Annotated in this window: 22 protein-coding genes and 1 tRNA gene; 14 read left to right on the top strand and 9 right to left on the bottom strand. The window is 62.1% G+C overall.

Features of this window, described 5'->3' with window-relative positions; all coding sequences use genetic code 11:
* Positions 1-61 precede the first annotated feature (61 nt).
* Together ACYQ1P_RS03160 and ACYQ1P_RS03155 are read right to left on the bottom strand one after the other, a co-directional pair.
* The gene (locus ACYQ1P_RS03160) at positions 62-1,114 is read right to left on the bottom strand and encodes a MaoC family dehydratase (protein ID WP_460018927.1); all 1,053 of its coding nucleotides are present in this window, start codon (positions 1,112-1,114) and stop codon (positions 62-64) included.
* Positions 1,111-1,986 (bottom strand): HpcH/HpaI aldolase/citrate lyase family protein, encoded by an 876-nt coding sequence (locus tag ACYQ1P_RS03155; protein WP_460018926.1) that lies wholly within the window; start codon positions 1,984-1,986, stop codon positions 1,111-1,113. The genes ACYQ1P_RS03160 and ACYQ1P_RS03155 overlap by 4 nt, the downstream gene beginning before the upstream one ends.
* Positions 1,987-2,155: 169 nt before the next feature.
* Here ACYQ1P_RS03155 and ACYQ1P_RS03150 point away from each other — a divergent pair, with 169 nt between their 5' ends.
* Positions 2,156-2,674, top strand: a complete 519-nt coding sequence (locus ACYQ1P_RS03150) for a response regulator (protein ID WP_460018925.1) — start codon at positions 2,156-2,158, stop codon at positions 2,672-2,674.
* Between the two features lie 23 nt (positions 2,675-2,697).
* Positions 2,698-3,783, top strand: coding sequence for a nickel-dependent hydrogenase large subunit (locus ACYQ1P_RS03145; protein WP_460018924.1), 1,086 nt, complete (start codon positions 2,698-2,700; stop codon positions 3,781-3,783).
* On the opposite strand, the gene ACYQ1P_RS03140 is transcribed toward ACYQ1P_RS03145, so the two are convergent.
* Complete coding sequence (locus ACYQ1P_RS03140; protein WP_460018923.1) at positions 3,773-4,300, bottom strand: invasion associated locus B family protein; 528 nt, start codon at positions 4,298-4,300, stop codon at positions 3,773-3,775. The genes ACYQ1P_RS03145 and ACYQ1P_RS03140 overlap by 11 nt on opposite strands.
* Positions 4,301-4,411: 111 nt before the next feature.
* Between ACYQ1P_RS03140 and ACYQ1P_RS03135 the strand changes: the two genes are divergently transcribed.
* Positions 4,412-4,975 (top strand): TlpA family protein disulfide reductase, encoded by a 564-nt coding sequence (locus tag ACYQ1P_RS03135; protein ID WP_460018922.1) that lies wholly within the window; start codon positions 4,412-4,414, stop codon positions 4,973-4,975.
* A gap of 6 nt (positions 4,976-4,981) precedes the next feature.
* Here the strand turns inward: ACYQ1P_RS03135 and ACYQ1P_RS03130 are convergent, their stop codons facing one another.
* Entirely contained in the window at positions 4,982-5,854 is an 873-nt protein-coding gene (locus ACYQ1P_RS03130; RefSeq protein WP_460018921.1) for a sensor histidine kinase, read from the bottom strand.
* 59 nt (positions 5,855-5,913) lie between these two features.
* Positions 5,914-7,794 (bottom strand): ATP-binding protein, encoded by a 1,881-nt coding sequence (locus ACYQ1P_RS03125; RefSeq protein ID WP_460018920.1) that lies wholly within the window; start codon positions 7,792-7,794, stop codon positions 5,914-5,916.
* Positions 7,795-7,901: 107 nt separating this feature from the next.
* On the opposite strand from ACYQ1P_RS03125, the gene ACYQ1P_RS03120 reads away from it, so the two are divergent.
* On the top strand, positions 7,902-9,254 hold the full coding sequence (locus ACYQ1P_RS03120) for a sigma-54-dependent transcriptional regulator (protein ID WP_460018919.1): 1,353 nt from the start codon (positions 7,902-7,904) through the stop codon (positions 9,252-9,254).
* Between the two features lie 217 nt (positions 9,255-9,471).
* The gene (locus ACYQ1P_RS03115) at positions 9,472-11,040 is read left to right on the top strand and encodes an inorganic phosphate transporter (RefSeq protein ID WP_460018918.1); all 1,569 of its coding nucleotides are present in this window, start codon (positions 9,472-9,474) and stop codon (positions 11,038-11,040) included.
* A gap of 130 nt (positions 11,041-11,170) precedes the next feature.
* On the opposite strand, the gene ACYQ1P_RS03110 is transcribed toward ACYQ1P_RS03115, so the two are convergent.
* The 4 genes from ACYQ1P_RS03110 to ACYQ1P_RS03095 all read right to left on the bottom strand — a co-directional run bounded on the left by ACYQ1P_RS03110 (position 11,171) and on the right by ACYQ1P_RS03095 (position 13,728).
* The gene (locus ACYQ1P_RS03110) at positions 11,171-12,586 is read right to left on the bottom strand and encodes an IS4 family transposase (protein WP_460018917.1); all 1,416 of its coding nucleotides are present in this window, start codon (positions 12,584-12,586) and stop codon (positions 11,171-11,173) included.
* Positions 12,587-12,695: 109 nt separating this feature from the next.
* Positions 12,696-13,031: a hypothetical protein gene (locus ACYQ1P_RS03105; protein ID WP_460018916.1), complete on the bottom strand. Its 336-nt coding sequence runs from the start codon at positions 13,029-13,031 to the stop codon at positions 12,696-12,698.
* A 185-nt stretch (positions 13,032-13,216) separates the two neighbouring features.
* Positions 13,217-13,292, bottom strand: a tRNA-Ala gene (locus ACYQ1P_RS03100).
* 115 nt (positions 13,293-13,407) lie between these two features.
* The gene (locus ACYQ1P_RS03095; RefSeq protein ID WP_460018915.1) at positions 13,408-13,728 is read right to left on the bottom strand and encodes an FYDLN acid domain-containing protein; all 321 of its coding nucleotides are present in this window, start codon (positions 13,726-13,728) and stop codon (positions 13,408-13,410) included.
* Between the two features lie 258 nt (positions 13,729-13,986).
* On the opposite strand from ACYQ1P_RS03095, the gene aroA reads away from it, so the two are divergent.
* The 9 genes from aroA to ACYQ1P_RS03050 all read left to right on the top strand — a co-directional run bounded on the left by aroA (position 13,987) and on the right by ACYQ1P_RS03050 (position 21,768).
* On the top strand, positions 13,987-15,330 hold the full coding sequence (aroA, locus tag ACYQ1P_RS03090) for a 3-phosphoshikimate 1-carboxyvinyltransferase (protein WP_460020125.1): 1,344 nt from the start codon (positions 13,987-13,989) through the stop codon (positions 15,328-15,330).
* Positions 15,327-15,971, top strand: coding sequence for a (d)CMP kinase (cmk, locus tag ACYQ1P_RS03085; protein WP_460018914.1), 645 nt, complete (start codon positions 15,327-15,329; stop codon positions 15,969-15,971). The genes aroA and cmk overlap by 4 nt, the downstream gene beginning before the upstream one ends.
* A gap of 127 nt (positions 15,972-16,098) precedes the next feature.
* Positions 16,099-17,808 (top strand): 30S ribosomal protein S1, encoded by a 1,710-nt coding sequence (rpsA, locus tag ACYQ1P_RS03080; RefSeq protein WP_460018913.1) that lies wholly within the window; start codon positions 16,099-16,101, stop codon positions 17,806-17,808.
* A gap of 85 nt (positions 17,809-17,893) precedes the next feature.
* Positions 17,894-18,820 carry a signal peptide peptidase SppA gene (sppA, locus tag ACYQ1P_RS03075; RefSeq protein ID WP_460018912.1) on the top strand — a complete coding sequence of 309 codons (927 nt, stop codon included), beginning with the start codon at positions 17,894-17,896 and terminating at the stop codon, positions 18,818-18,820.
* Between the two features lie 50 nt (positions 18,821-18,870).
* Entirely contained in the window at positions 18,871-19,152 is a 282-nt protein-coding gene (gene ihfB / locus ACYQ1P_RS03070) for an integration host factor subunit beta (protein ID WP_460018911.1), read from the top strand.
* A 10-nt stretch (positions 19,153-19,162) separates the two neighbouring features.
* Positions 19,163-19,549 carry a hypothetical protein gene (locus tag ACYQ1P_RS03065; protein ID WP_460018910.1) on the top strand — a complete coding sequence of 129 codons (387 nt, stop codon included), beginning with the start codon at positions 19,163-19,165 and terminating at the stop codon, positions 19,547-19,549.
* Position 19,550: 1 nt separating this feature from the next.
* Positions 19,551-20,267, top strand: a complete 717-nt coding sequence (gene pyrF, locus ACYQ1P_RS03060; RefSeq protein WP_460018909.1) for an orotidine-5'-phosphate decarboxylase — start codon at positions 19,551-19,553, stop codon at positions 20,265-20,267.
* On the top strand, positions 20,264-21,040 hold the full coding sequence (locus ACYQ1P_RS03055) for a hypothetical protein (protein WP_460018908.1): 777 nt from the start codon (positions 20,264-20,266) through the stop codon (positions 21,038-21,040). The genes pyrF and ACYQ1P_RS03055 overlap by 4 nt, the downstream gene beginning before the upstream one ends.
* Before the next feature lie 86 nt (positions 21,041-21,126).
* Positions 21,127-21,768 carry a phosphoribosylanthranilate isomerase gene (locus tag ACYQ1P_RS03050; protein WP_460018907.1) on the top strand — a complete coding sequence of 214 codons (642 nt, stop codon included), beginning with the start codon at positions 21,127-21,129 and terminating at the stop codon, positions 21,766-21,768.
* The last annotated feature ends 41 nt before the right edge of the window (positions 21,769-21,809 follow it).

Below are 21,809 nucleotides of genomic sequence, written 5' to 3'. Positions count from 1 at the left end.
GGGGATTGGAGACGACAATAAAAGTGAATCAGTTATTCGGGGTTGATTTTATTTGTTGTCGTCATTTCGGCATCAGCACCGTGTAATCAAAATCCAACACAACGGCAGGTGGATATTTGCCATCCTTGTCCTTGTGGGGGAAGCTGGCGCAGGGCAGGTCCTTGGTTGCCACCGTGCGCAGGCGTAGCGCCCCCATGTCGGATCGTCCGGGAAGCGCCATCTTGTCCAGCACCTCTGACCAGCAATGGATGGTGTCTCCGGCGAAGGTCGGATTGCAATGGACGCCGCCGTTGATCGCCGCCACCCGGAAGGCATTGGCCAGGCCATTGAAGCTGAGGGAGCGGGCCAGGCTGATGATATGGCCGCCATAGATCAGCCGTTTGCCGAAGCGCCCGTCCTTTTGTTCGAACTGATTGAAATGCACCTTGGCGGTATTCTGGTAGAGGCGGGTCGCCATCATGTGTTCGGCTTCCTCGAGGGTGAAGCCGTCCACATGGTCGATCTTTTCGCCGATGGCGTAGTCGTTCCACCCATGCGGGCTGCCCGCCAGTTGCCGGTCGTAGCCGCTCAGGTCGAGGCCTTCGGGAATATGCAGGTCGGCCACGTCCACCGCGCCGGGCAGGTCGGGAATTACCGGCTCAGGCGTTGGGGCATCGAGATTGCGCTTGTTGACCATCACCCAGCGCACGTAGTCGAGCACCTTTTCGCCCAACTGGTTGGTGCCCACCGAGCGCACATAGACCACCCCGGTCTTGCCGTTGGAATTTTCCTTGATGCCGATCACCTTGGAGCGGGTGGCCAGCGTGTCGCCGGGTCGAATCAATGGCCCGAAAACACCTCCCGCATAGCCCAAGTTGGCGACAGCGTTCAGGGATACGTCGGGCACCGTCTTGCCGAACACCAGATGAAAGCCGAGCAGGTCGTCCAGCGGCGCGCCGTCCAGACCGATCAGTCGGGCGAAGGCGTCCGACGATTGCACGGCGAAGCGCGCGCCATACAGCGCCGTATACAGGGCCACGTCGCCGCTGGTCGCGGTGCGCGGGGTGGCATGGATGATCTCCTGGCCGAGCCGGAAGTCCTCGAAGAAATTGCCGGGGTTGGTTTTGGTGCTCATGAGGACATCTCCGCGATGGCGTCCGCCAGGGTGACCAGCCGCCGGGCGGCGACCACATGTAAATTTTCGATCAGCTTGCCGTCCACCAAGACGACTCCTTTGCCTGCGGCTTCGGCCTCCGCATGGGCGGCAATGATCCGGCGCGACCAGTCCACTTCGTCGGGGGAGGGGGCGAACACCTGATTGGCCACATCGACGGTCTTGGGATGGATCAGGGTCTTGCCGTCGAAGCCCAAGTCCTTGCCCTGTTGACAGGCCGCAGCGAAACCGGCGTCGTCGTTGAGATCCAGATAGACCCCATCGACAATGGCCAGCCCGTAGGCCCGTGCCGCCAACAGGCACAGCCCGAGGGCCGTGATCATCGGCTGGCGGTCCGGGGTATGGGCGCAATGCAGGTCCTTGGCCAGATCGGACGTGCCCATGACGAATCCGGCCAGACGCGGGCTCGATCCGGCAATGTCCTGGGCATTGAGCATCCCCATGGGCGTTTCCATCATGCACCAGAGGGCCATGTGCGAGGGCGCTCCGGCCGCCTCCAGGACGGCGGCAGCCTGTCGCACCATGTCGCCGCTTTCCACTTTCGGCAGCAGGACCCCATCGGCGGGGGTTTGGGCGGCGGCGGCCAGATCCGCATGGCCCCAGGGGGTGTTGAGGCCGTTGACCCGGATGAGCAATTCCCGATTGCCGTAGCCGCCTTGACTCACGGCGCTGGCAATCTGCTCGCGCGCCATGGCCTTGGCGTCCGGCGCGACGGCGTCCTCCAGATCAAGAATCAGCCCATCGGCGGCAAGAGTGCGCCCCTTCTCCAGGGCGCGGGCGTTGGAGCCGGGCATGTACAACACACTGCGGCGCGGACGGGCGTCTCGGATCATGACTCATCTCCCAGATTTATTGTGCACTTGCGAAGCAATTTAACGCAGCGCAGCGTTTTGGGCAAGCGAGTGCAGGGGCAGGGAACGGATACGTGCATTTTCCTGTTCATTTTCGGGTCGGGATGGTCAAGAATGGCGGCGGCGAAAAGTGGAAGGAAGCGCGAAACCGATGGAATTCGATCTCAGCGAAGTCTCCATCATGATTGTCGATGACAATTATCATATGCTCAGTCTGTACAAGACTTTGCTGCGCACCTTCCGTTGTCGGAAAATTCAGGTCGCCCAGAACGGGGCGCAGGCCTATGCCCGCATGAAGGATCTCAACGCGCCGGACATCCTGATCACCAATTGGTACATGCCGGTGCTCGACGGGGTCGAGCTGACCCGCGCCATCCGCACCATGGCCGATAGCCCCAACGCCTTCCTGCCGATCATCATGATCAGCGGCTTTGCCGAGGAGCACCATATTCTCGAAGCGCGGGACGCGGGCGTAAACGAATTCCTGGTCAAGCCGATCTCGGCCCGGGTGTTTTGCGGCCGCTTGAATAATGTTATCCGTTCGCCACGGCCTTTCGTGCGCACCGAGGCTTTTTTCGGTCCCGATCGACGACGTAAGGCGAGCCTCCTTTACACTGGTCCCGAACGACGGACTTTCGAACTGGACGTTCCGGGTTTCGATGATTTTTGAACGGTTGCTTCGAGACCTCGATCATGGATGAGGGACGGCTGCACATCTCCCTGACCCTGGAGGGGGGGCGGGTGGCGAAGGTGGCGGTCGATGTGGCCCGCCCGCGTCTGGCCGGTCGCCTGCTGACCGGCCGACCGGCCGATCAGGCCCCGCGTCTCATGGGCATGGTGTTCAGCATCTGCGGCAAGGCGCAAGCCGGGGCCTGCGCGCGGGCGGTGGCGGCGGCCCGGGGGCAGACGCCGGACCCGGCGACCGAGGCCCAGCGCGAACGCCACATCCGCGCCGAGGCGCTGGATCAGGATCTGCTTCGCCTGTGCCTCGATTGGCCGACGGCAATGGCCACCGAAACAGCAGACGCCGAGTTGCGAGCCCTGCGCGCCGCCATCGCCGCCCTGACCGGCGAGGCGTCCCAAATCGACGATTTGCGCCGTCGCCTGACCCGCCTGTCGTTGGGCGAGGACCGGCAGCGCTTGCCCGACTCCCTGGCCGAGGCCCGGCTGTGGTGGCAGGGGGCACCGACGGCCATCGCCAAGGCTCTGTGCGAGGTGGAGCGTCGGGATCTGGCCGGGTTCGGACACGGCGACACGGCCTTTCTGCCCGCCCTGCAACCGGGGGATTTCGAGCGTCGGCTGGCCGACCCGGCCACGGCGGATCATTTCGCCGCCTTCCCCGATTGGGAGGGCACCCCCCGGGAGACTGGCGCACTGGCCCGGCACGGCGACCACCCTTTGGTGGCCGACATTGTCACGGCCTTCGGGCGCGGACTGCTGGCCCGCATGGTGGCCCGGCTGGTCGGGGTGCTGGAGGCTCCGGGGGCGCTGTTGAAGCCGCCTGGATCACAGGCCGGATCGGTCGCCTCGGGCCGTGGTGTCGGCCTGGCCGAAACGGCGCGCGGGCTGCTGGCCCATCGGGTGGAACTGGACGGCGAGACGGTCACCGGCTATCGCACCGTCGCGCCGACCGAATGGAATTTTCATCCAGACGGTCCCCTGGCGCGCGGGCTGATCGGCACCGCCTGCGCGTCGCCGGAAGACCTGCGCCGCCGGACCGGACTGCTGGTCAGCGCCATTGATCCCTGCGTCGGGTTCGAGGTGACGGTTATCGGGTGACAGTCTCGCCGGCCATGACCTTGGTGACCGCACCCAACAGGTCCCGATAATCGGTCAGCGAGACCTCGACATCCTGGGTCACGCCGGTGGCCGGTTTGAAGGTTAGGCGAAGCTGTTGACCGGCCGCCATGGCGGCCAGGATCTCGGCACTGACCTGGGCGGAGATCACCAGATGATTGGTCGTCGGGGCCGGGTCGGACCAGGGCTCCCGGTCATCCACCTGAATGGAAATATCACTCTTGCGGGCGAACCCCAGATAGCTGGCCACCACCACGCCCTTTTCGCCGCGATCGAACACCGGCCCAAAGCGAACGAAGTTGCCGGTCTTGGAACCGTCGGCGAACACATGCAGCACCATAAGATGGCAATAGGGAGCCTCGCCGTCCGTGTCCTTGTAGCAGGAGGCTTTCCAGGCACCTTGTTGGGCCTCAAAAATGCGCACCCCCTCGGCGACGGCAGGCACTCCCGTCAGGATGACAAGGGCGTAAAGAATGAAGAACGGGGCTAGGCGCATCATGGGACTCTCGTGTGGGGAAGGGCCGGTCACCAAGTTTTGACACGCCCTACCCTTGCCGTGCAAGCCCCATTGGCGCTATGCAGGGGGGCGTCCCGATCCTGGAGAGTTCCCATGCTGCGTCTGTTGATGATCCTGTCCATCTTGTGGCCTGCCGCCGTATCCCGGGCCGAAGAGGCGCCGCCGGTGGACCCGGCGTTTAAGGCGCTGGCCCGCCAGATTGACGGCTTTCGGCTGGCCGTCAACCGTCCGCCGGTGCCGCCGGTGGTGTTCATCCGCAATATGGACGAACCGGTGAAACTGGCAGACTTCAAGGGCCGGGTGGTGGTGCTCAACCTGTGGGCCACCTGGTGCCCGCCGTGCATCAAGGAAATGCCCGATCTCAATGCCTTGCAAAAGCGTTTTGCCGGTCAGCCGCTGGATGTGGTGGCGGTGGCATCAGGCTCGCAGATGGGCAAATCGCCGCGCAAGTTCCTCCAGGAAAATGGCCTGGATGCCCTGACCCTTTACGCCGATCCGGCGCAGAAGCTGGCGCGCATTTTCGATACCGAGATCCTGCCCACCACCTTGCTGATCAGCCGCGACGGCTTCGTGCTCGGGGGCGTGGTCGGGGGCACCGATTGGAATACCGAGGAAGTGGCGGCGACCCTGCGCTACCTGATGGACAATAAATTATGAGATCATTCAGGACTTTTCGGGAATGAAGACCCTGAAGGTGGTGCCCTGACCGAGGGTGCTGTCGACGGTAATCCGTCCCCCGTGGGCCTGGACGATCTTCTTGACGATGGAGAGTCCCAATCCGGTACTCTTTTCGCCGCCGGTCGGTCGATTTTCAAGCCGCTGGAAGGTCCCGAACAGTTTTTCCTGATCCTGCTCCGAAATGCCCGGCCCCTGATCGGCGACGGAAAATCCCACTTCATGGCCGGAGACGAACGTGGAAACCGTCACCATGGAACCGGCGCTTGAGAACTTGATGGCGTTGGTGAGCAGGTTGTCCAGGACCTGTCCCAGACGGTCCGCATCAAAGACCCGACGCGGGGTCTCCACAATCCGGGTTTCAATCTTGATGCCCTTTTTATCCGCCACCATGGTCATGAGATGAACTTTCTTGGCGACCATTTCCCCTAGATCGGCCTCGCTTGGGTTCATGGTCAATTTGCCACTCTCGATGACCGAAATGTCGAGCAGGTCACTGAGCAGATTCAGCATATGGTCACTGGCGTCCTTGATGTAGCCGATGTAGAGCTTTTGCTTCTCCGCCGGCATATTGTCGGACATCAGGATCAGTTCACTGAATCCCCTGACGACGCCGCAGGGATTGCGCAGGTCGTGGGCCGCCATGCCGAGAAACTTGTTTTTCAACTCATTGAGCGTCCGCAGTTCCATTTGTTGGCGGTCGCTGATGGCGGTGAGCTTCCTTGTCTGACGCAACAGCTTGGCGTATTCCGCCACCAAGGTGGCATGGGATTCCCGGTCCAATCCCTCGGCAGCCGCCAATTCGGCCTTCGATTTTTCCAGAATCTGGAATTCCCGCTCGAACAGCCCTTTATTGCTCATGGCCGATCCGTCGCCCCTATCAAGTTGCGGAATCAGCATGCCCGCTTGCCTGAGGAAGGTCAATTTTCTCCGTGCAGTTCTGTGACCGGGGGTCCTGCCACCGGCAGCACCACGGTCATGGTGGTGCCCTGGCCAACCCGGGAGGTGACCTCCACCTGCCCACCATGGTCCTCGACAATGCGTTTGACGATGGCCAGCCCAAGACCGGTGCCTTTTGTCCGGGTGGTAAAAAACGGTTCGAACAACTGGGCCCGCACATCGTCGGCGATGCCGATGCCGTGGTCGGTCACATCGATTCGGACTTCCGGCCCTTCCGCCCCGGGGACAAGTTGTCCCAAAATCTGAACTTCGCCGCCCTCGGGCTGGGCGTTCATGGCATTGTCGATCAGATTCTGGAACAGTTGGATCATTTTGGTGCGGTCACAGCGCACGCGGGGCAGGGTTTCCAGGTTCCGGGTGACAAATTGCCCGCCCTTTTCAGCCGCCATGGGCAACAAGGTGACGGTGGCGGTCTGCACGATTTCCGACATTTCGCACCAGTCAGCCCGCGGCGGTTCAGCCCGGGCGAAGGATAGCAGGTCTTGCAGAATATTTTCCATGTAGTGCACTTGGTTCAGGGAAATGTCGTACTTTTGCTGTTGCGCGTCATCTTCGCGGGATTCCTGCGACAGGATCTGGAGATTAATCTTGACCGATGACAGGGCGTTGCGCAGGTCATGGGCGACCATCGCCGACATCCGTCCCAGGGCCGCCAGTTCCTTGCTCCGGGCGCTTTCTCGCAAGGCCGTGACCATGGCGTCGAAATCCTGGGCCAGGATGCCGATTTCATCCCGCCCGCCGGTCGGCACCCGGACCCCATGTTCGCCGGCGGCGATGCGATTGGCGGCCTCGGTGAGTTCACGAATGGGCCGGGTGATGTAAGCCGTGGCCGTGCCCAGGGCGGCGGCCAGCAGAATGCAGATGAGGATCAGCATGATCTGAAAATGGCGCTGCATGATCTCGCCTTCCGCATTGATCATCGCCTGTGGCACGATGACTCCGAGGACCAGCGTGCGATCCGGCCCGGATATCATGTTGCCGGTCAAAAATATTTTTTGCAGGGCGATAATCGACGTGTCGGTGGCGAACTGGATGGATGACGGGGGCTCGGTGCTTTGCATCCAGCGATTCCACTGCGGAACGAGGCGATATTCTCCGGGCAAACGGATTTCCCGACCGAATTCGAAGCCAAAGGTTTTGCGGTTATCCGGATGATAGAGATAATCTCCCATGTCATTGGTCAGCGCCAGAATGCCGCCTTGTTGCGGGGAGGCGATCTTGTCGAGCAAGGTGTTCAGGTCCAGGTTGATGACCATGACACCGACCACCGCGCCGCCACTTGTGGTGACCGGCGTGGCAATGCGAATGACCGGCTGGTGCGGAGTGACGATTTCGCCCATTTCGCGATTCAGATCCACTTCCGAGACGTAGAGTTCCCCCGGCGGCAGATTAATGCTCTCCCTGAAGTAATATCGGTCCGATTTGTCCTGGAGGTGCTCATTGTCAACCACCTCGACCACTCCGTCGATTTGATTGACCCGTACCAGTTCCAGCCCAGTGCGGCAGATCAGCCGCACCTGGGTATAGGACGGTTTCTCGTGCAGCAGGGTCATGAATGTGGCCTGCATCTCGCCAATGATGGCCAGGCGAGCGGCCTCCGAGGTCGTCGCGGGCAATTCCCGCACCGCATAGGTCGAGGCCAGCAGCAAGGTGTCGGACATGGCCCCGCGAATGTTGTTTTCCAATACCTTGGCCTCGCGGCTGGCATGGCTTTGAATGCTGGACAGGGTATGGTTGGTGAGAATGCTGACGATGCGGGTCACCGTATGGGCCCCGACCAGCGACAGGGTGAGGGTGGCGATCAGGAAGGTGAAGGAAAAGATCTTCCAGGAAATTTTCATGGGGGCTCCGACTTCGCTCCCGATAACCTAGCGTCCAAGCTTGCCCGTTGCCAAGCGCCGTTGCGCGGGGGATACTTCGAACGGAGCCACCACTTCGAAGATTGTGCATGCCCACCATCCTGATTACCGACGACGACATCGCCATCTGCCGTACCCTGCAACTGCATTACGAGCAGCGGGGATACCGGGTGCTGGTCGCCCATTCGCCGGACGAAGCCCTCCCCCATGTGCGGGCCGGGGGGGTGGATGCGGTGGTTTCCGATGTGCGGATGCCGGGTCGCGACGGCTTTTCCCTGCTCAAGGAAATTCACGGGACCCAGCCGGAACTCCCGGTCATCATCATGACCGCCTTCCATGACCTGGAGAGCACCGTGCGGGCCATGCAGGGCGGGGCCGCCGATTATATCCCCAAGCCCATCGACGTGAACGAGATGGATACGGCCCTCGAACGGGCGCTGTCCCGGGTTTCCGGCCGTTTGGACGAGGATTTGCAGATCGGTGTCGGGCCGGAGGACCCGACCATGATCGTCGGCCAGTCGCATGTCATGAAAGAGATTTTCAAACAAATCGCCCTGGTGGCGCAGAGCCCGGTGACGGTGCTGATCCAGGGGGAATCGGGCACCGGCAAGGAATTGGTGGCGCGCGCCATCCATAAGGCCAGCCCCAACCATGACCGGCCCTTCATGGCGGTCAATTGCGCTGCCCTGGTGGAAACCCTGCTCGAAAGCGAGATGTTTGGTCACGAGCGCGGCGCCTTTACCGGGGCCGTCAGCACCCACGTGGGCAAGGTGGAACTGGTCGGCGATGGTACCTTGTTCCTGGATGAAATTGGCGAATTGTCTCCGGCCATGCAGGGTAAGCTGTTGCGGGTGCTGGAAGCGCGGGAATATTCTCCGGTCGGTTCCAGCCAAGTGAAAACCAGTAAGGCCCGCTTCATCGCCGCCACCAACCTGGACCTGAATAGCCAGGTGGAGAGCGGGGCGTTCCGAGAGGATCTGTTCTACCGGCTGAACGTGGTGTCCATCGGTCTGCCGCCGCTGCGGGAGCGGCGCGAGGATATTCCGTTGCTGGTCGAGCATCTGATGCGGCGGATCAATCGTGACGTGCAGCGCAGCATCCGCAGCGTCACCGCCAATTGCCTGGATTGCCTGAAATCCCATGACTGGCCGGGCAATATCCGCGAACTGGACAATGTGCTGATGAAGGCCGTGGTCATGGAGCGCGGCAATGTGCTGACCGCCACCCACCTGTCCGACGACTTGCGCTGCGCCGCCCGACCCTGCGAAGACAGACCCGCCGGTGCGGCGGAGGCCCTGTCGCTCAAGGAACTGGAACGCCGCCACATCGTCCATGTGCTGAAACAGACCGGCTGGCACAAGGGTAAGGCCTGCGACATCCTCGGCGTCTCCCGGCCCCGTCTGGAGCGCCGAATCAAGGAATTCGGCCTCAGCCCGGAGTAGCATTCGCCGGCCGACTCGCCTCTGCGCAGGCAAGACGCCACACCACCATGGCGACGGCGGAATCTCCCTATAGTCATTTTCTCTAGGACGGCGGACCTAGTTTCAGTGCCCTTGATCGGTTTGGGGGCGAGAAATGTGACACAATCATTTCAATTGGGGACCAGAAAAGCATAATCTGACAAAAAACATTCATACTTTGATAGGGGGAATTCAAAACATGGAGCTCGAAAGTCTGGCTCGATTGGAAAGCGTTTCTCTTGCGCGGCGGCAGGAGCGGTTGCGGCTTGGCATGGCGCTGCTGTTTCTGGCTGCTGTGGTCATTTTCGCCGGCACGGCTTTCCCCGAAGTTCCCCAGAGCTATTTGCTCGTGGTGGCGGCTATGATCGGGGCTTACATGGCGCTCAATATCGGGGCCAACGACGTGGCCAACAATGTTGGGCCGGCTGTGGGTTCCAAGACTCTGACCCTGACAGGCGCCATCATCATTGCCGCGATCTTCGAGGCCGCCGGGGCGCTGATCGCGGGTGGTGATGTGGTTGGCACGATCAAAAAAGACATCATCAATCCACAGGCCATTGCAGATACCCAGACTTTCGTTTGGCTGATGATGGCCGCCCTGCTGGCCGGGGCGCTTTGGCTGAATCTCGCCACCGCCAACGGAATGCCGGTATCCACCACCCATTCGATCGTTGGTGGTGTGTTGGGCGCGGGAATCGCCGCCGGGGGATGGGAAGTGGCAAATTGGGGAAAAATGGGGTCCATTGCCCTCAGTTGGGTGATTTCTCCGGTCTGCGGCGGCCTGATCGCCGCGATGTTTCTCTATATCATCAAGCGTCAGATTACCTATCAACGGGATCTGATCGCCGCCGCGAGATCCGTGGTTCCCTTGCTGATCGCCGTCATGACCTGGGCCTTTACGACCTATCTGGTGCTGAAGGGAATCAAACACCTTATCAAGATTGATTTTCCAACCGCCATGGGCATTGGGATCGCCGCCGGGGTCGCGGCCTATTTCATTGTCAAACCGATTATCTACAAAGCATCCGCAGGACTTCCCGCGACCAAGGAGGGGGTCAACAAGCTGTTCGTCATTCCGCTGATTTGTGCTGCCGCACTACTCAGCTTCGCCCATGGGGCCAATGATGTGGCCAACGCCGTCGGGCCGCTGGCCGGAGTCTACGATGCCCTGCTCACTGGTAAAATCAGCACCAAGGCCAGCATTCCCATATGGGTCATGGTCGTCGGGGCATCCGGTATTGCCGTGGGCCTTGCCCTGTACGGGCCGAAATTGATCCGCACGGTGGGCTCGGAAATTACCGAACTGGACCAGGCCCGGGCCTTTTGTATCGCCCTTGCCGCAGCCATCACGGTCATCATCGCCAGCCAACTGGGCATGCCCATCAGTTCCACCCATGTGGCCATTGGCGCGGTGTTTGGGGTCGGATTCTTGCGCGAGGCGATCAAGGCCAACTATGCCCGCGTGATTCAAGAAATCCGAGATCATCATTTGGAGGAGGAAGATCAGGAACTGGAAGCCTTCTTGGACAGGTTCAAGGGGGCGACCCATGACGAAAAGGGGGAGATGCTTCGGCAGTTGAAGAAAAAGCGTGCCGATATCGCCATGACCAAGCGGGAACGCAAGGACCTCAACAAAGTGTACCGCCAGGAACTGGTTAAGCGGTCGGCCCTGATCCGTATCGCTTCAGCCTGGATCATCACCGTGCCGCTTTCCGGGATCATGGCGGCGATCATATTCTACACGCTGCGCGGCATGATGCTTCCCTAATGGATAACGGCGGCCACGGGGGCCGCCGTCTCTTGGTGAGCGTCAAAAGGAATCGGAGTCTATTTGTCGTCGGCCTTGGGAGCGGCCGGTGCCACCGGTGCCGGCGGCGCGTAACCATAGGGCGCACCTTTCAATTACCCACAAGTGTTTTTCCATTACCATATGCGGCTTCGAAGCCCATAACGAGGTCGGCGAGGCGGGAGAATCCCCGCCACAGGACGGTGGTTCCAGGCGGAGGGTCGTGTCGTCGGGCGAGGTAGCCGCCAAGGCGGGCGACGGCGACGATATAGAAATCGAGGTTACGCGCTTGGCCGGGGCGAGTGGCGGGCGCGGTGCGATCCAGGAGCGCCAATTCCGTGTCTGTGAAGACGGCCCGCGGCGTGCTCGCCGGTTCGGTACGGCGAAGCCACGTCATCCAGGAGATCCTCCAGGCCGTCACGCTGGCAAGCGCGATGCAATTGGCCAATCGGTCGGCAGTGCTGAGACGGATGTCTTCGATCCGGCATCCGGTCTTGAGGGTCTTGAAGAAGGTTTCGATACTCCAGCGCCGAGCGTACCAATCGAGCTTGTGGACGGCCTCCTCGAAGGAGGTTACGGCAAGGTTGGTGATCAGTTTCCACAGCAGCGGTTCCCGGTGGATGGGAGGATCGACCTCGATGGCATGGATGATCTGGAGCCGTTGATGTTCGTACTTTTTCTGTTTCCCAATTGGTGGACACACGGTCATGGTGGAGAACTTGATAGCCAGCTGGGCTTCCTGTGGCTGGCCGGTGGCATCCCGGAAGCGGATGAAATGCGTACCGCTGGGCTCGATCCCCTCCATTACCTGCGCGATCGTCGTCGCCCCGTCTTGGGCAAGCCGGTTGACGCAGGAGCGCACCAGGAAATGGGTGCCGAGTTCCCGGGCGAGGCTGAAGAGCTCATAGATATCGCTCTCCCGGTCACCGATATGGATGCACCGCTCGGGCGCGCCGATCAACTCGGTCGAAAGTCGAAGATTGTCGAGCCAGCGCATGCTCTCCTTCTGTTCGATCGGAACCCGTGTGGGATTGATCTTGCGTTTCAGAGCCTTCGTGCCTTTGAACTTGTCTCGCGACCAAAACCGCGCGGCGGCCAGCCCGAGCGGCAGGCCGTCGGGTGTAACGGCCAGGCTTACGTGCATGAGCATGCCGCAGATCGTATGCTGATGATGGCGCCCTTCCTTGGTTTTATGGCCGCAGGAGGTCTTCGTGAAACCGACTTTCTCGGGCTTGCTCCGTTTGAACGAGAATTCGGTGGTGTCCTGCAGCACGAGAATTGGTCCGTCTATGGCCTGTACCCGCAACGCGGTGGCCGCGAAGTGTCCCGCCAGGATCTTGTCCTCGCTGACATTCTCATTTGCAAAGAAGCGGTAAGCCGCCTTCGTATTCGCCCAGTCCTGGAACGCGGTGGGCAGCGATCCACCCGGTCGCTCTCCCATGGCAGCCAGCATCGCTCCCATCCGCCGGTTCAGCCGCGCATCACCCAGATCACAGCTTGCCGTTTCGTCATCCACCCACGATCCCATGTTTGCACCCTATACTGTGAGGTGCCCAACAACGAATCATGGCCGATTCCTGAGAGTCAAGCCTAAATGTGGCCCATCATCCATCAAGACCCACAAACTGTGGGTAATTTCAAGAGGGCGCACCCCAATAGCCGGGATAACCCCAGCCGGGATAGCCGCCCCAGCCGTAGGGGCCATAACCGTTATAGCCGTTCCAGCCGTTGTAGCCGTTCCAGCCGGTGTTGGCGCGGCTGCTGCCGCTCATGCCGAAACTGAAGCTGCCGGAGCCATCGCCCCAACCGTCGCCCCAGCCGTCATTGCCCCAACGGTTGCCGCCCCAGCCGGGTCCCCAGCCGTTGCCCCAACCGGGACCCCAGCCCCAGGCCGCGGCGTCTTGGGCGGCGAAGGAGCCGGCGGCAATCAGGCCCGTCAGGACCAGGGCCTTTGAAAAATGACGAATTCGCATGTTGACCCTCCTCTATCGCATTCCTTTCTGTTTGGAAGCAGAGGAAGAGGTTCTCCCCTGCTCCCGAGACACCCATAATTTTACGAAAATGGCTCTTAAAAACAAGGGTCAAGAGGGCCGCCCCGCAAGCGGCGATCTGAACAGCAAAAGGGCCTAGCCGAAAACGACTAAGCCCTTGAGAAACTTGGTGGAGCCGGACGGAATCGAACCGACGACCTCTTGAATGCCATTCAAGCGCTCTCCCAACTGAGCTACGGCCCCACAGGGTGTTTTGGGGGCGGCGGTTGCCGCCTAAGGCCCGGGAACATAAGCGGCTTGCCGGAGCATGGCAAGAGAAAAAGAAGCGTTCCCTTCCAGTTCGCCGCTGGGCCTTAATTTATTCCTTTTCGTCCCGGCCACCGTCAATATTGACAATGACTTCGGCCATGTCGCCGCTGTCGTCGCCCAGGTCGGTCACATCCTCGATCAGGTCGTCATCGGCATCTTCCACATCGTCGATGTCGTCCATATCGTCGTCGAGGACCGCGAGATCGTCGGTATCAATCTCATCGTCCAGGTCCTCCGAGGGCACGGGTGCGGCCTTGGCCACGGCCTTTGCGGCGGGGGCTCGTTTGACCTTGATGCTCCGCTCGGTGTCGAACTGCGTGTTGCAAGACGGACAGATAATAGGATCTTTCCGCATGTCGTAGAATTTCATTCCACAACTCTGACAGGTCCGTTTAATTCCCCATTCGGGCTTGGCCACCTGATCCCTCCTCAGCTTGGTCAACATCGACGAGAACGGCCCATCTTGTTCAAATGGGCGGGCATGCCGTTTGCCATGTTCCCCGGGCCGTGTCAAAAGCAAAATGAATCCCCTGCCAAGCAAATATCACAAAGGGTTTGCAATTCCCTTATGACGGACGCAGGCTCCGGCCCGAACGACGCCATGATCGACGAGGACCAAATGACCCAGATGGAGACCCCCGCGCTTCCACTGCAAGCCGATAAAAGCGGAATACTCAAAGGCTCTCCAAGGCTTCCCGGTGACAAATCCATTTCTCACCGGGCGGTGATGATTGCTGGTCTGGCGGTCGGGGAATCCCGCATCGAGGGCCTGTTGGAAGGCGAAGATGTCATCCGCACCGCCGAGGCCCTGCGTCTGCTGGGGGCCGAGGTCCGGCGTCATGAAGATGGCCTTTGGACCGTCCATGGGCGCGGCGTCGGTGGCTTGCGTGAACCGGCCGATGTGATTGATATGGGCAATTCCGGCACCGGCACCCGGCTGTTGCTGGGCATTCTGGCCGCCCATGGGTTCACCGCGCATCTGACCGGCGATGCCTCACTGCGCCAACGTCCCATGGAGCGGGTGATGGGGCCGTTGCGCCAGATGGGAGCCAGCTTCCAGGCCCGCGAGGGCGGACGGCTGCCGCTGTCGGTGACCGGCACGCCGGATCTGATCCCGATTGACTATGAATTGCCCATGGCCTCGGCCCAGGTCAAATCGGCGGTGCTGCTGGCCGGACTCCATGCGATGGGAGCGACTACGGTCATTGAACCGGCGCCGACCCGCGACCATACGGAAATCATGCTGGCCCATTTCGGCGCCCAGTTGACCATGGAGGAACGGGAAGGCAATGCCCGCGCCATCACCGTTCAGGGACAGCCGGAATTGACCGCCCGGAATATCCAGGTGCCCGGCGATCCGTCCTCGGCGGCCTTTCCGGCGGTGGCGGCGCTGCTGACTCCGGGCTCGGAAATCCGGCTGCCCAATGTGGGCCTCAACGAGACCCGTACCGGCCTGTTCGCCGTGCTCAAGGGCATGGGGGCGCAGATCAGCATCCTCAACGAACGTACCCAGGCCGGGGAACGGGTGGGGGATCTGGAAATCCATGCCTCCGATCTGCGCGGGGTCGATGTTCCGGCGGACATTGCCCCGTCGATGATCGACGAATATCCCATCCTGGCCGTTGCCGCCGCCTGTGCCCACGGCACCACGATGCTGCGCGGTCTGGCCGAACTGCGGGTCAAGGAAAGCGACCGTCTGGCGGTGATGGCGCGCGGACTGGCGGCCTGTGGCGTGGCAGTGGAAGAGGGCGACGACTGGCTGAAAATCGACGGCACCGGTATCCCGCCGCGCGGCGGGGCGACCATCGCCACCGAATTGGATCACCGCATCGCCATGTCGTTCCTGGTGCTCGGCGGGGTGAGCGAACAGCCCATTTCCATCGACGACGCACGGCCCATCGACACCAGCTTCCCCGGCTTCGTGGCACTGATGAACGGACTGGGGGCTTCGATCCGGGAGATTGCACCATGATTATTGCCATTGACGGACCCGCCGCAGCGGGCAAGGGCACCCTGGCGCGCCGCTTGGCTGCTCATCTGGGCTATGCCTATCTGGATACCGGTCTGTTGTATCGGGCGACCGGCTGGAAGGTGCTGCAAGGGGGCGGCGATCCGGAAGATGTCGCCGCCGCGACCCGGGCCGCCGAGGCCCTCGACCCGATTGATCTGGACAACCCGGATTTGCGGAGCGACGCGGCGGCCCAGGCGGCCTCCAAAGTCTCCGCCGTGCCTGGGGTGCGGGCGGCGCTGTTGCAGTTCCAGCGCGACTTTGCCCACCGGCCGCCGCACGGGGCACCCGGGGCGGTGCTCGACGGACGGGACATCGGCACCGTGGTCTGTCCGGGGGCGCTGGCCAAGCTGTTTGTGACCGCCGCCGTAGAGGTGCGCGCCGAACGCCGCCTAAAGGAGTTGCTTGAGCGCGGGATCGAGGCTATACCTGCGCGCGTTCTGGAGGACATGAAGGAACGGGATGCGCGGGATTCCTCTCGCGCCGACGCGCCTTTGAAGCCCGCCGACGATGCGATGCGGCTCGATACATCCGATCTGGATGCGGATACCGTCTTCGCCCAGGCATTGGCTTACGTCCATTCACGGAACCCGGCGGAAAGTTGATCCGCCCGACGACCCGAACTCTCCGACGGCCCGCCCCGAATCTTCGGGATCGGGCCTTGGCTTTTGGTGAAAGACCGCCGGATACAACCGGCTGGCCCGTATACAAGATGTAAAGGAATGATCGCATATGAATGAGTTGGCAGTTAACGAAGATTTCGGCGGAGAAGATTTCGCCGCCCTTCTGGAAGAAAGTTTCGGCGCCTCCGAGCGCCTGGATGGCCGGGTGGTCACCGCCACCATCGTCGGCATCGACAGCGAATCCCTGACCCTGGATGTGGGCCTCAAGTCCGAGGGCCGGGTCGCCTTGCGCGAGTTCAAGGCGCCGGGTCAGGAACTGGAATTGGCCGTCGGCGATAAGGTCGACGTGTTCGTAGAACGCTACGAAGACCGCAACGGTCAGGTGGTCCTGAGCCGTGAACGGGCACGCCGTGAAGAATCCTGGACCCTGTTGGAGAAGGCTTTCGAGGCCACCGAACGGGTCAATGGTGTGATTTTTGGCCGCGTCAAGGGCGGCTTCACGGTCGATCTGAATGGTGCCGTGGCCTTCCTGCCGGGCAGCCAGGTAGACATCCGCCCGGTGCGCGATATCGCGCCGCTGATGGGCAATCCGCAGCCGTTCCAAATCCTCAAGATGGACCGGGCGCGCGGCAATATCGTCGTTTCCCGCCGGGCGGTGCTCGAAGAGACCCGCGCCGAGGCCCGTTCGGAACTGGTCGCCAACCTGGAAGAAGGTCAGATTCTCGAAGGTATGGTCAAGAACATCACCGATTACGGTGCGTTCGTCGACCTGGGCGGCGTCGATGGGCTTTTGCATGTCACCGACATCGCCTGGAAGCGCATCAACCATCCCTCCGAAGCGCTGCAAATCGGCCAGACGGTCAATGTGCAGGTCATTCGCTTCAACCCGGACAACCAGCGCATCAGCCTCGGCATGAAGCAGTTGGAAGCCGATCCCTGGGATGGTGTTGAAGCCAAGTTCCCGGTCGGGGCTCGCTTCATGGGCCGAGTCACCAACATCACCGATTACGGCGCCTTCGTCGAATTGGAAGCCGGTGTCGAGGGCTTGGTGCATGTCTCCGAGATGAGCTGGACCAAGAAGAACATCCATCCGGGCAAGATTGTCTCCACCTCGCAGGAAGTGGAAGTCATGGTGCTCGATGTGGACCCGCAGAAGCGGCGCATCAGCCTCGGCCTCAAGCAGTGCATGGACAACCCCTGGCATGCCTTCCTGGAGACCCATCCGGTGGGCAGCACGGTCGAGGGCGAGGTCAAGAACATCACCGAGTTCGGTCTGTTCGTCGGCCTCACCGGCGATATCGACGGCATGGTCCATATGTCCGACATCTCCTGGGAAGTCTCCGGCGAGAAGGCCATGGAGGACTTCAATCGCGGCGACATGGTCACCGCCAAGGTGCTTGATGTGGACGTGGAGAAGGAACGCATCAGCCTCGGCATCAAGCAGCTTGAGGACGATCCCTTCACCGCCGGTGTCACCGGCCTGCGCAAGGGCGAAGTGGTGACCTGCACGGTGACCCAGCTCACCGAGGGCGGCATCGAAGTGTCGGTCGGCGACGGGGCTTTGGGCTTCATCCGCAAGTCGGATCTGAGCCGCGACCGTTCCGAACAGCGTCCCGAGCGTTTTGCGGTGGGCGAGAAGGTCGACGCCAAGGTCACCAACATCGACACCAAGAGCCGCAAGATCAGCCTGTCCATCAAGGCCCGCGAGATCCAGGAAGAGAAGCAGGCCGTGGAGCAGTATGGCTCGACGGACTCCGGCGCTTCTCTGGGTGATATCCTGGGGGCGGCTTTGAAGGAAAAGCAGGCCCAGGACGATTGATCTTTGACATCCACCCGTGAAAACGGGGTAAGTTGCCACCGGCCGTCCCTCAGGGATGGCCGGTTTTGCATGGGGAGTCCGTGAGATGACATTGGAGCAGGATGGACTGTTGCTGCGGCGGCGGCTCAAACGGCAACTGACTCGCTGGCGGTTGCTGGCGGTGGGGCTGCTGGCACTGCTGCTGATCGCCCTGATCGCCGACGGGGGCGCTCTCGACGAGGTCGGCGAGGATCAGGTGGCCCGGCTGAGCATCGAGGGGGTGATTCTCGATGATCCCTGGCGCACCCGTACCCTGCGCAAGGTGATGAAAAAGGATCACGTCAAGGCGTTGCTGGTGGAGATCGACAGCCCCGGCGGCACCGTGGTCGGCAGCGAGGCCCTCTACCGCGTGCTGCTGGACATCGCCAAGGACAAGCCGGTGGTGGCGGTAATGGGTCAGTTGGCGGCCTCCGGGGGCTACATGACGGCGCTGGCCGCCGAACGAATCTATGCCCGCTCCGGCACCATCACCGGGTCCATCGGGGTGATTCTGCAAACCACCGACCTGACCGGCCTGATCGAGAAGCTGGGCGTCAAGGCGGAAGCCATCAAGAGCAGCCCGCTGAAGGCTCAGCCCAATCCCCTGGAGCCGCTGACCCCCGAGGGCCGCGCGGCGACTCAGGCGCTGGTGCTCGATATGTACGAGATGTTCGTCGATATGGTACGCGAACGCCGTCAATTGACACTTGAGGAGGCCAGGCGGCTGGCCGACGGGCGCATCTACACGGGACGTCAGGCGCTGGAGAATCGCCTGATCGACGCCCTGGGGGATGAGACCGATGCCCGCGCCTGGCTGGCTGAAACCCACGGAATCGACAAGGATTTGCCAGTCCATGAGATCGAAATCGACCGCCCGAAAAAGGGCTGGGAAAGGCTGGCTGGGGATTATATGGGAAAAGCCCTGCTTTCAGAGCCACTTACCCAACGACTCTCACTTGACGGACTGCTCGCCCTCTGGCACCCTAGCTGGTGAATCTACGCGGCGGCGGGGCGGCGGCGTGAGGGTAGCGGGAAGGGTGCAGCATGACCAAGTCTGAATTGATTGCCCGTTTGGCGGAGGCAAATCCTCATCTGTTTCAACGGGATGTGGAGCGTATCGTCACCACGATTTTCGATGAAATCGCGGCGGCTCTGGCCCGGGGGGACCGGGTCGAACTGCGCGGCTTCGGCGCCTTTTCCGTGAAACGCCGGGATTCCCGCGTCGGACGCAACCCGCGTACCGGGGAATCGGTCGAGGTGCCGTCCAAATACATTCCGTTTTTCAAGACCGGCAAGCAGCTCCGTGAGAAGCTGAATACCCAATAGGCGGTTAACGGTGAAATATCTGACTTGGTTCATCACCCTCGCGGTTACGGCCCTGGCGGTCGCTTTCGTGGCTTCCAATCCCGGAGTCGTGCGAATCGACCTATTCCCGCTGCCGTTCCTGGGCGAGGTGCCGGTGTATTACCTGACCCTGGGCGGTCTAGTGGTCGGCTTCGTGGTCGGCACCTTCGTCGCTTGGTCCTCGGCCGCGAACACCCGCGCCAAGGCGCGCCATCGGGCTTGGCAGTTGGAAGACGCCAGCCGCCAGATGGTGACCTGTCGCAATCGAATCGCCGAGTTGGAAGGCGCATTGCGCAACAAGGACGAAGAGATGGCCGATCTGCGGCGGCGGACCGGCGATCATCTGGCGCTGGAAGCTCCCGCCTCCGATGCGGCCTGAGATGCCGGACGCCCCCCACGACCGCATTTTTGTTGCTATAGATACCACCGACCTGACCCAGGCGCTGGCTTTGGCCGAATCCCTGCGCGGCAGGGTCGGCGGGGTCAAGCTGGGCAAGGAATTTCTCACCGCCCATGGTCCGCAGGGGGCGCAGAAAGTAGCGGCCTGCGGCATGCCGTTGTTTCTCGACACAAAATTTCACGACATTCCCAATACCGTGGCCGGGGCGCTGCGCGCCGCCTTGCCGTTGAAGCCGCGACTGATCAATGTGCATGCCAGCGGCGGCGCGGCGATGATGCGGGCCGCCGCCGAGGCCGCTGCCGAGGCCGGGGAGGAGCGCCCGCTGGTCCTCGCCGTCACCGTATTGACCTCACTTGATGAGGCGGATTTGCAGGCCATCGGCATCCCTGATCCGGTGCAGACCCAGGTATTACGGCTGGCCCGGCTGGCCCAGGACAACGGCCTGGATGGGGTGGTTTGTTCGGCCCACGAAGTGACCGCCCTGCGCGCCGCTTGCGGACCGGATTTCAAGTTACTGACCCCGGGCATTCGTCCCCAATGGGCGGCCACCGGCGATCAAAAAAGGATCGTCACGCCCGCCGAAGCGGTGCGGCTGGGCGCTGATTATCTGGTCATCGGACGACCGATCACCGGGGCCGACGATCCGGCGGCAGCGGCCCGACGAATCGGCGACGAAATCCGCGCCGCGCGCTCATGATCGGCACCCATCCCCTGACCGACCCGCGCCCCCCCTGTCCGACGCTGTTTGATCTGCTGGCAGAGATGCATTTCCTGCTGCGGGATCAGGGGGCGAAGATCAAGCAGCCGATGCTCCGGGTCGGCGTCGGGGGGATTGTGCTGCTCTGTCTGCTGCCGCTGCTGTTGAGCCGGGGGCTGCTGGCACCTGTGATCGGCGACCTGCTCTATGTGCCGCTGCTGGTGTTCTATTTCATCTTCTGCCTGCGCCTTTTCCTGCTCGGGTCGGGCCAGGGCTATGGCCAGGGGATGCGCGCCATCGAGTTCCTGGTCGCCTGTCTGGGGGTCGGGGTTCTCGGGGCCTTCCCGCTGCTGATCGCTCTGGTTGCCCGGCAAACCCTGGCCGACAGCCTCCCCGCCGCCCTGCTGATGATCGGCGTCGGGCTCGGCGGGCTTATCGGGTTGGTCCTGCTGGCCCGGTTCAGTCTGGCCCTGGCGCTGCTGGCCATAGACAAGTCCGAGGACCTGTTCGATGCCCTGCATCGGTCCTGGCACCGCACCAAAGGCGGGCAGACTTCCCTGAGCGCGGCGCTGCTGCTGATGCTCGGCGGCCCGGCCGTGGTGACGCTGCTGCCGTTGTGGGGGTTACAGGGGTTGGGCTGGCTCGATGGCTTTGGCCTGTTGTCCGGGCTGCTGCGGGTGGTCTGGCACGTGATTGCCATCACGGGCGTGGCGGCGTTGCTGGCGGCGGCCTGCGGCCCGCTGCGGGACTGTCAGGATTCAGACCCTTCGTGACTTGCGACGACGGCGAGACTTGACAGGGGCCTCCGTGAGGTTTCGACTAGAGGTCTGCTTTTTCGATCCAGCCCCTGGGGGACGCCGTGCCGGTCGATGTCAAAATCTGTGGCCTCACCACACCGGAAACCGTGGTTTGCGCGGTCGAAGGAGGGGCGGCCATGTGCGGTTTCGTGTTCTATCCGCCGTCGCCGCGCCACATCGACCCCCTGAAGGCCGCGCCGCTGGTGGAATTGGTGCCCGCTGGGGTGCTGCGGGTCGGGCTGCTGGTCGATGCGGACGATCCGTTCATCGACCGCATTCTCGAACATGTCCGCCTGGACATTCTGCAATTGCACGGCTCCGAGACCGCCTGGCGGGTGGCTGAAATTCGGGAGCGCTTCCGGCTGCCGGTGATGAAGGCGATCCCCATTTCCGGAATCGAGGATCTGGCCATCGGCCGCATGTACGAAGGGTTTGCCGACCGCCTGTTGTTCGACGCCCGACCGCCCAAGGGGGCCAGCCGTCCGGGCGGCAATGCCCGCGCCTTCGACTGGGACCTGTTGGCCAACAGCGATTGGAACAAGCCCTGGATGCTGGCCGGGGGGCTCACCGCTGACAATCTGGCCGAGGCGGTGCGGACCAGCGGGGCCGATTTCGTCGATGTGTCCTCGGGCGTCGAGGATGCCCCGGGAGTCAAGAGCCCGATCAAGATCCGACGGTTTCTCGATGCGGCCTACGAGTTGTGAGATTCGGGTCTGGTTGTGCGCCTCCGGCTGGGCTATAACTC

Source organism: Magnetospira thiophila (assembly GCF_054657015.1).
Note: the sequence above shows the minus strand (reverse complement) of the source record. Positions and strands in the feature narration are given on the sequence as shown.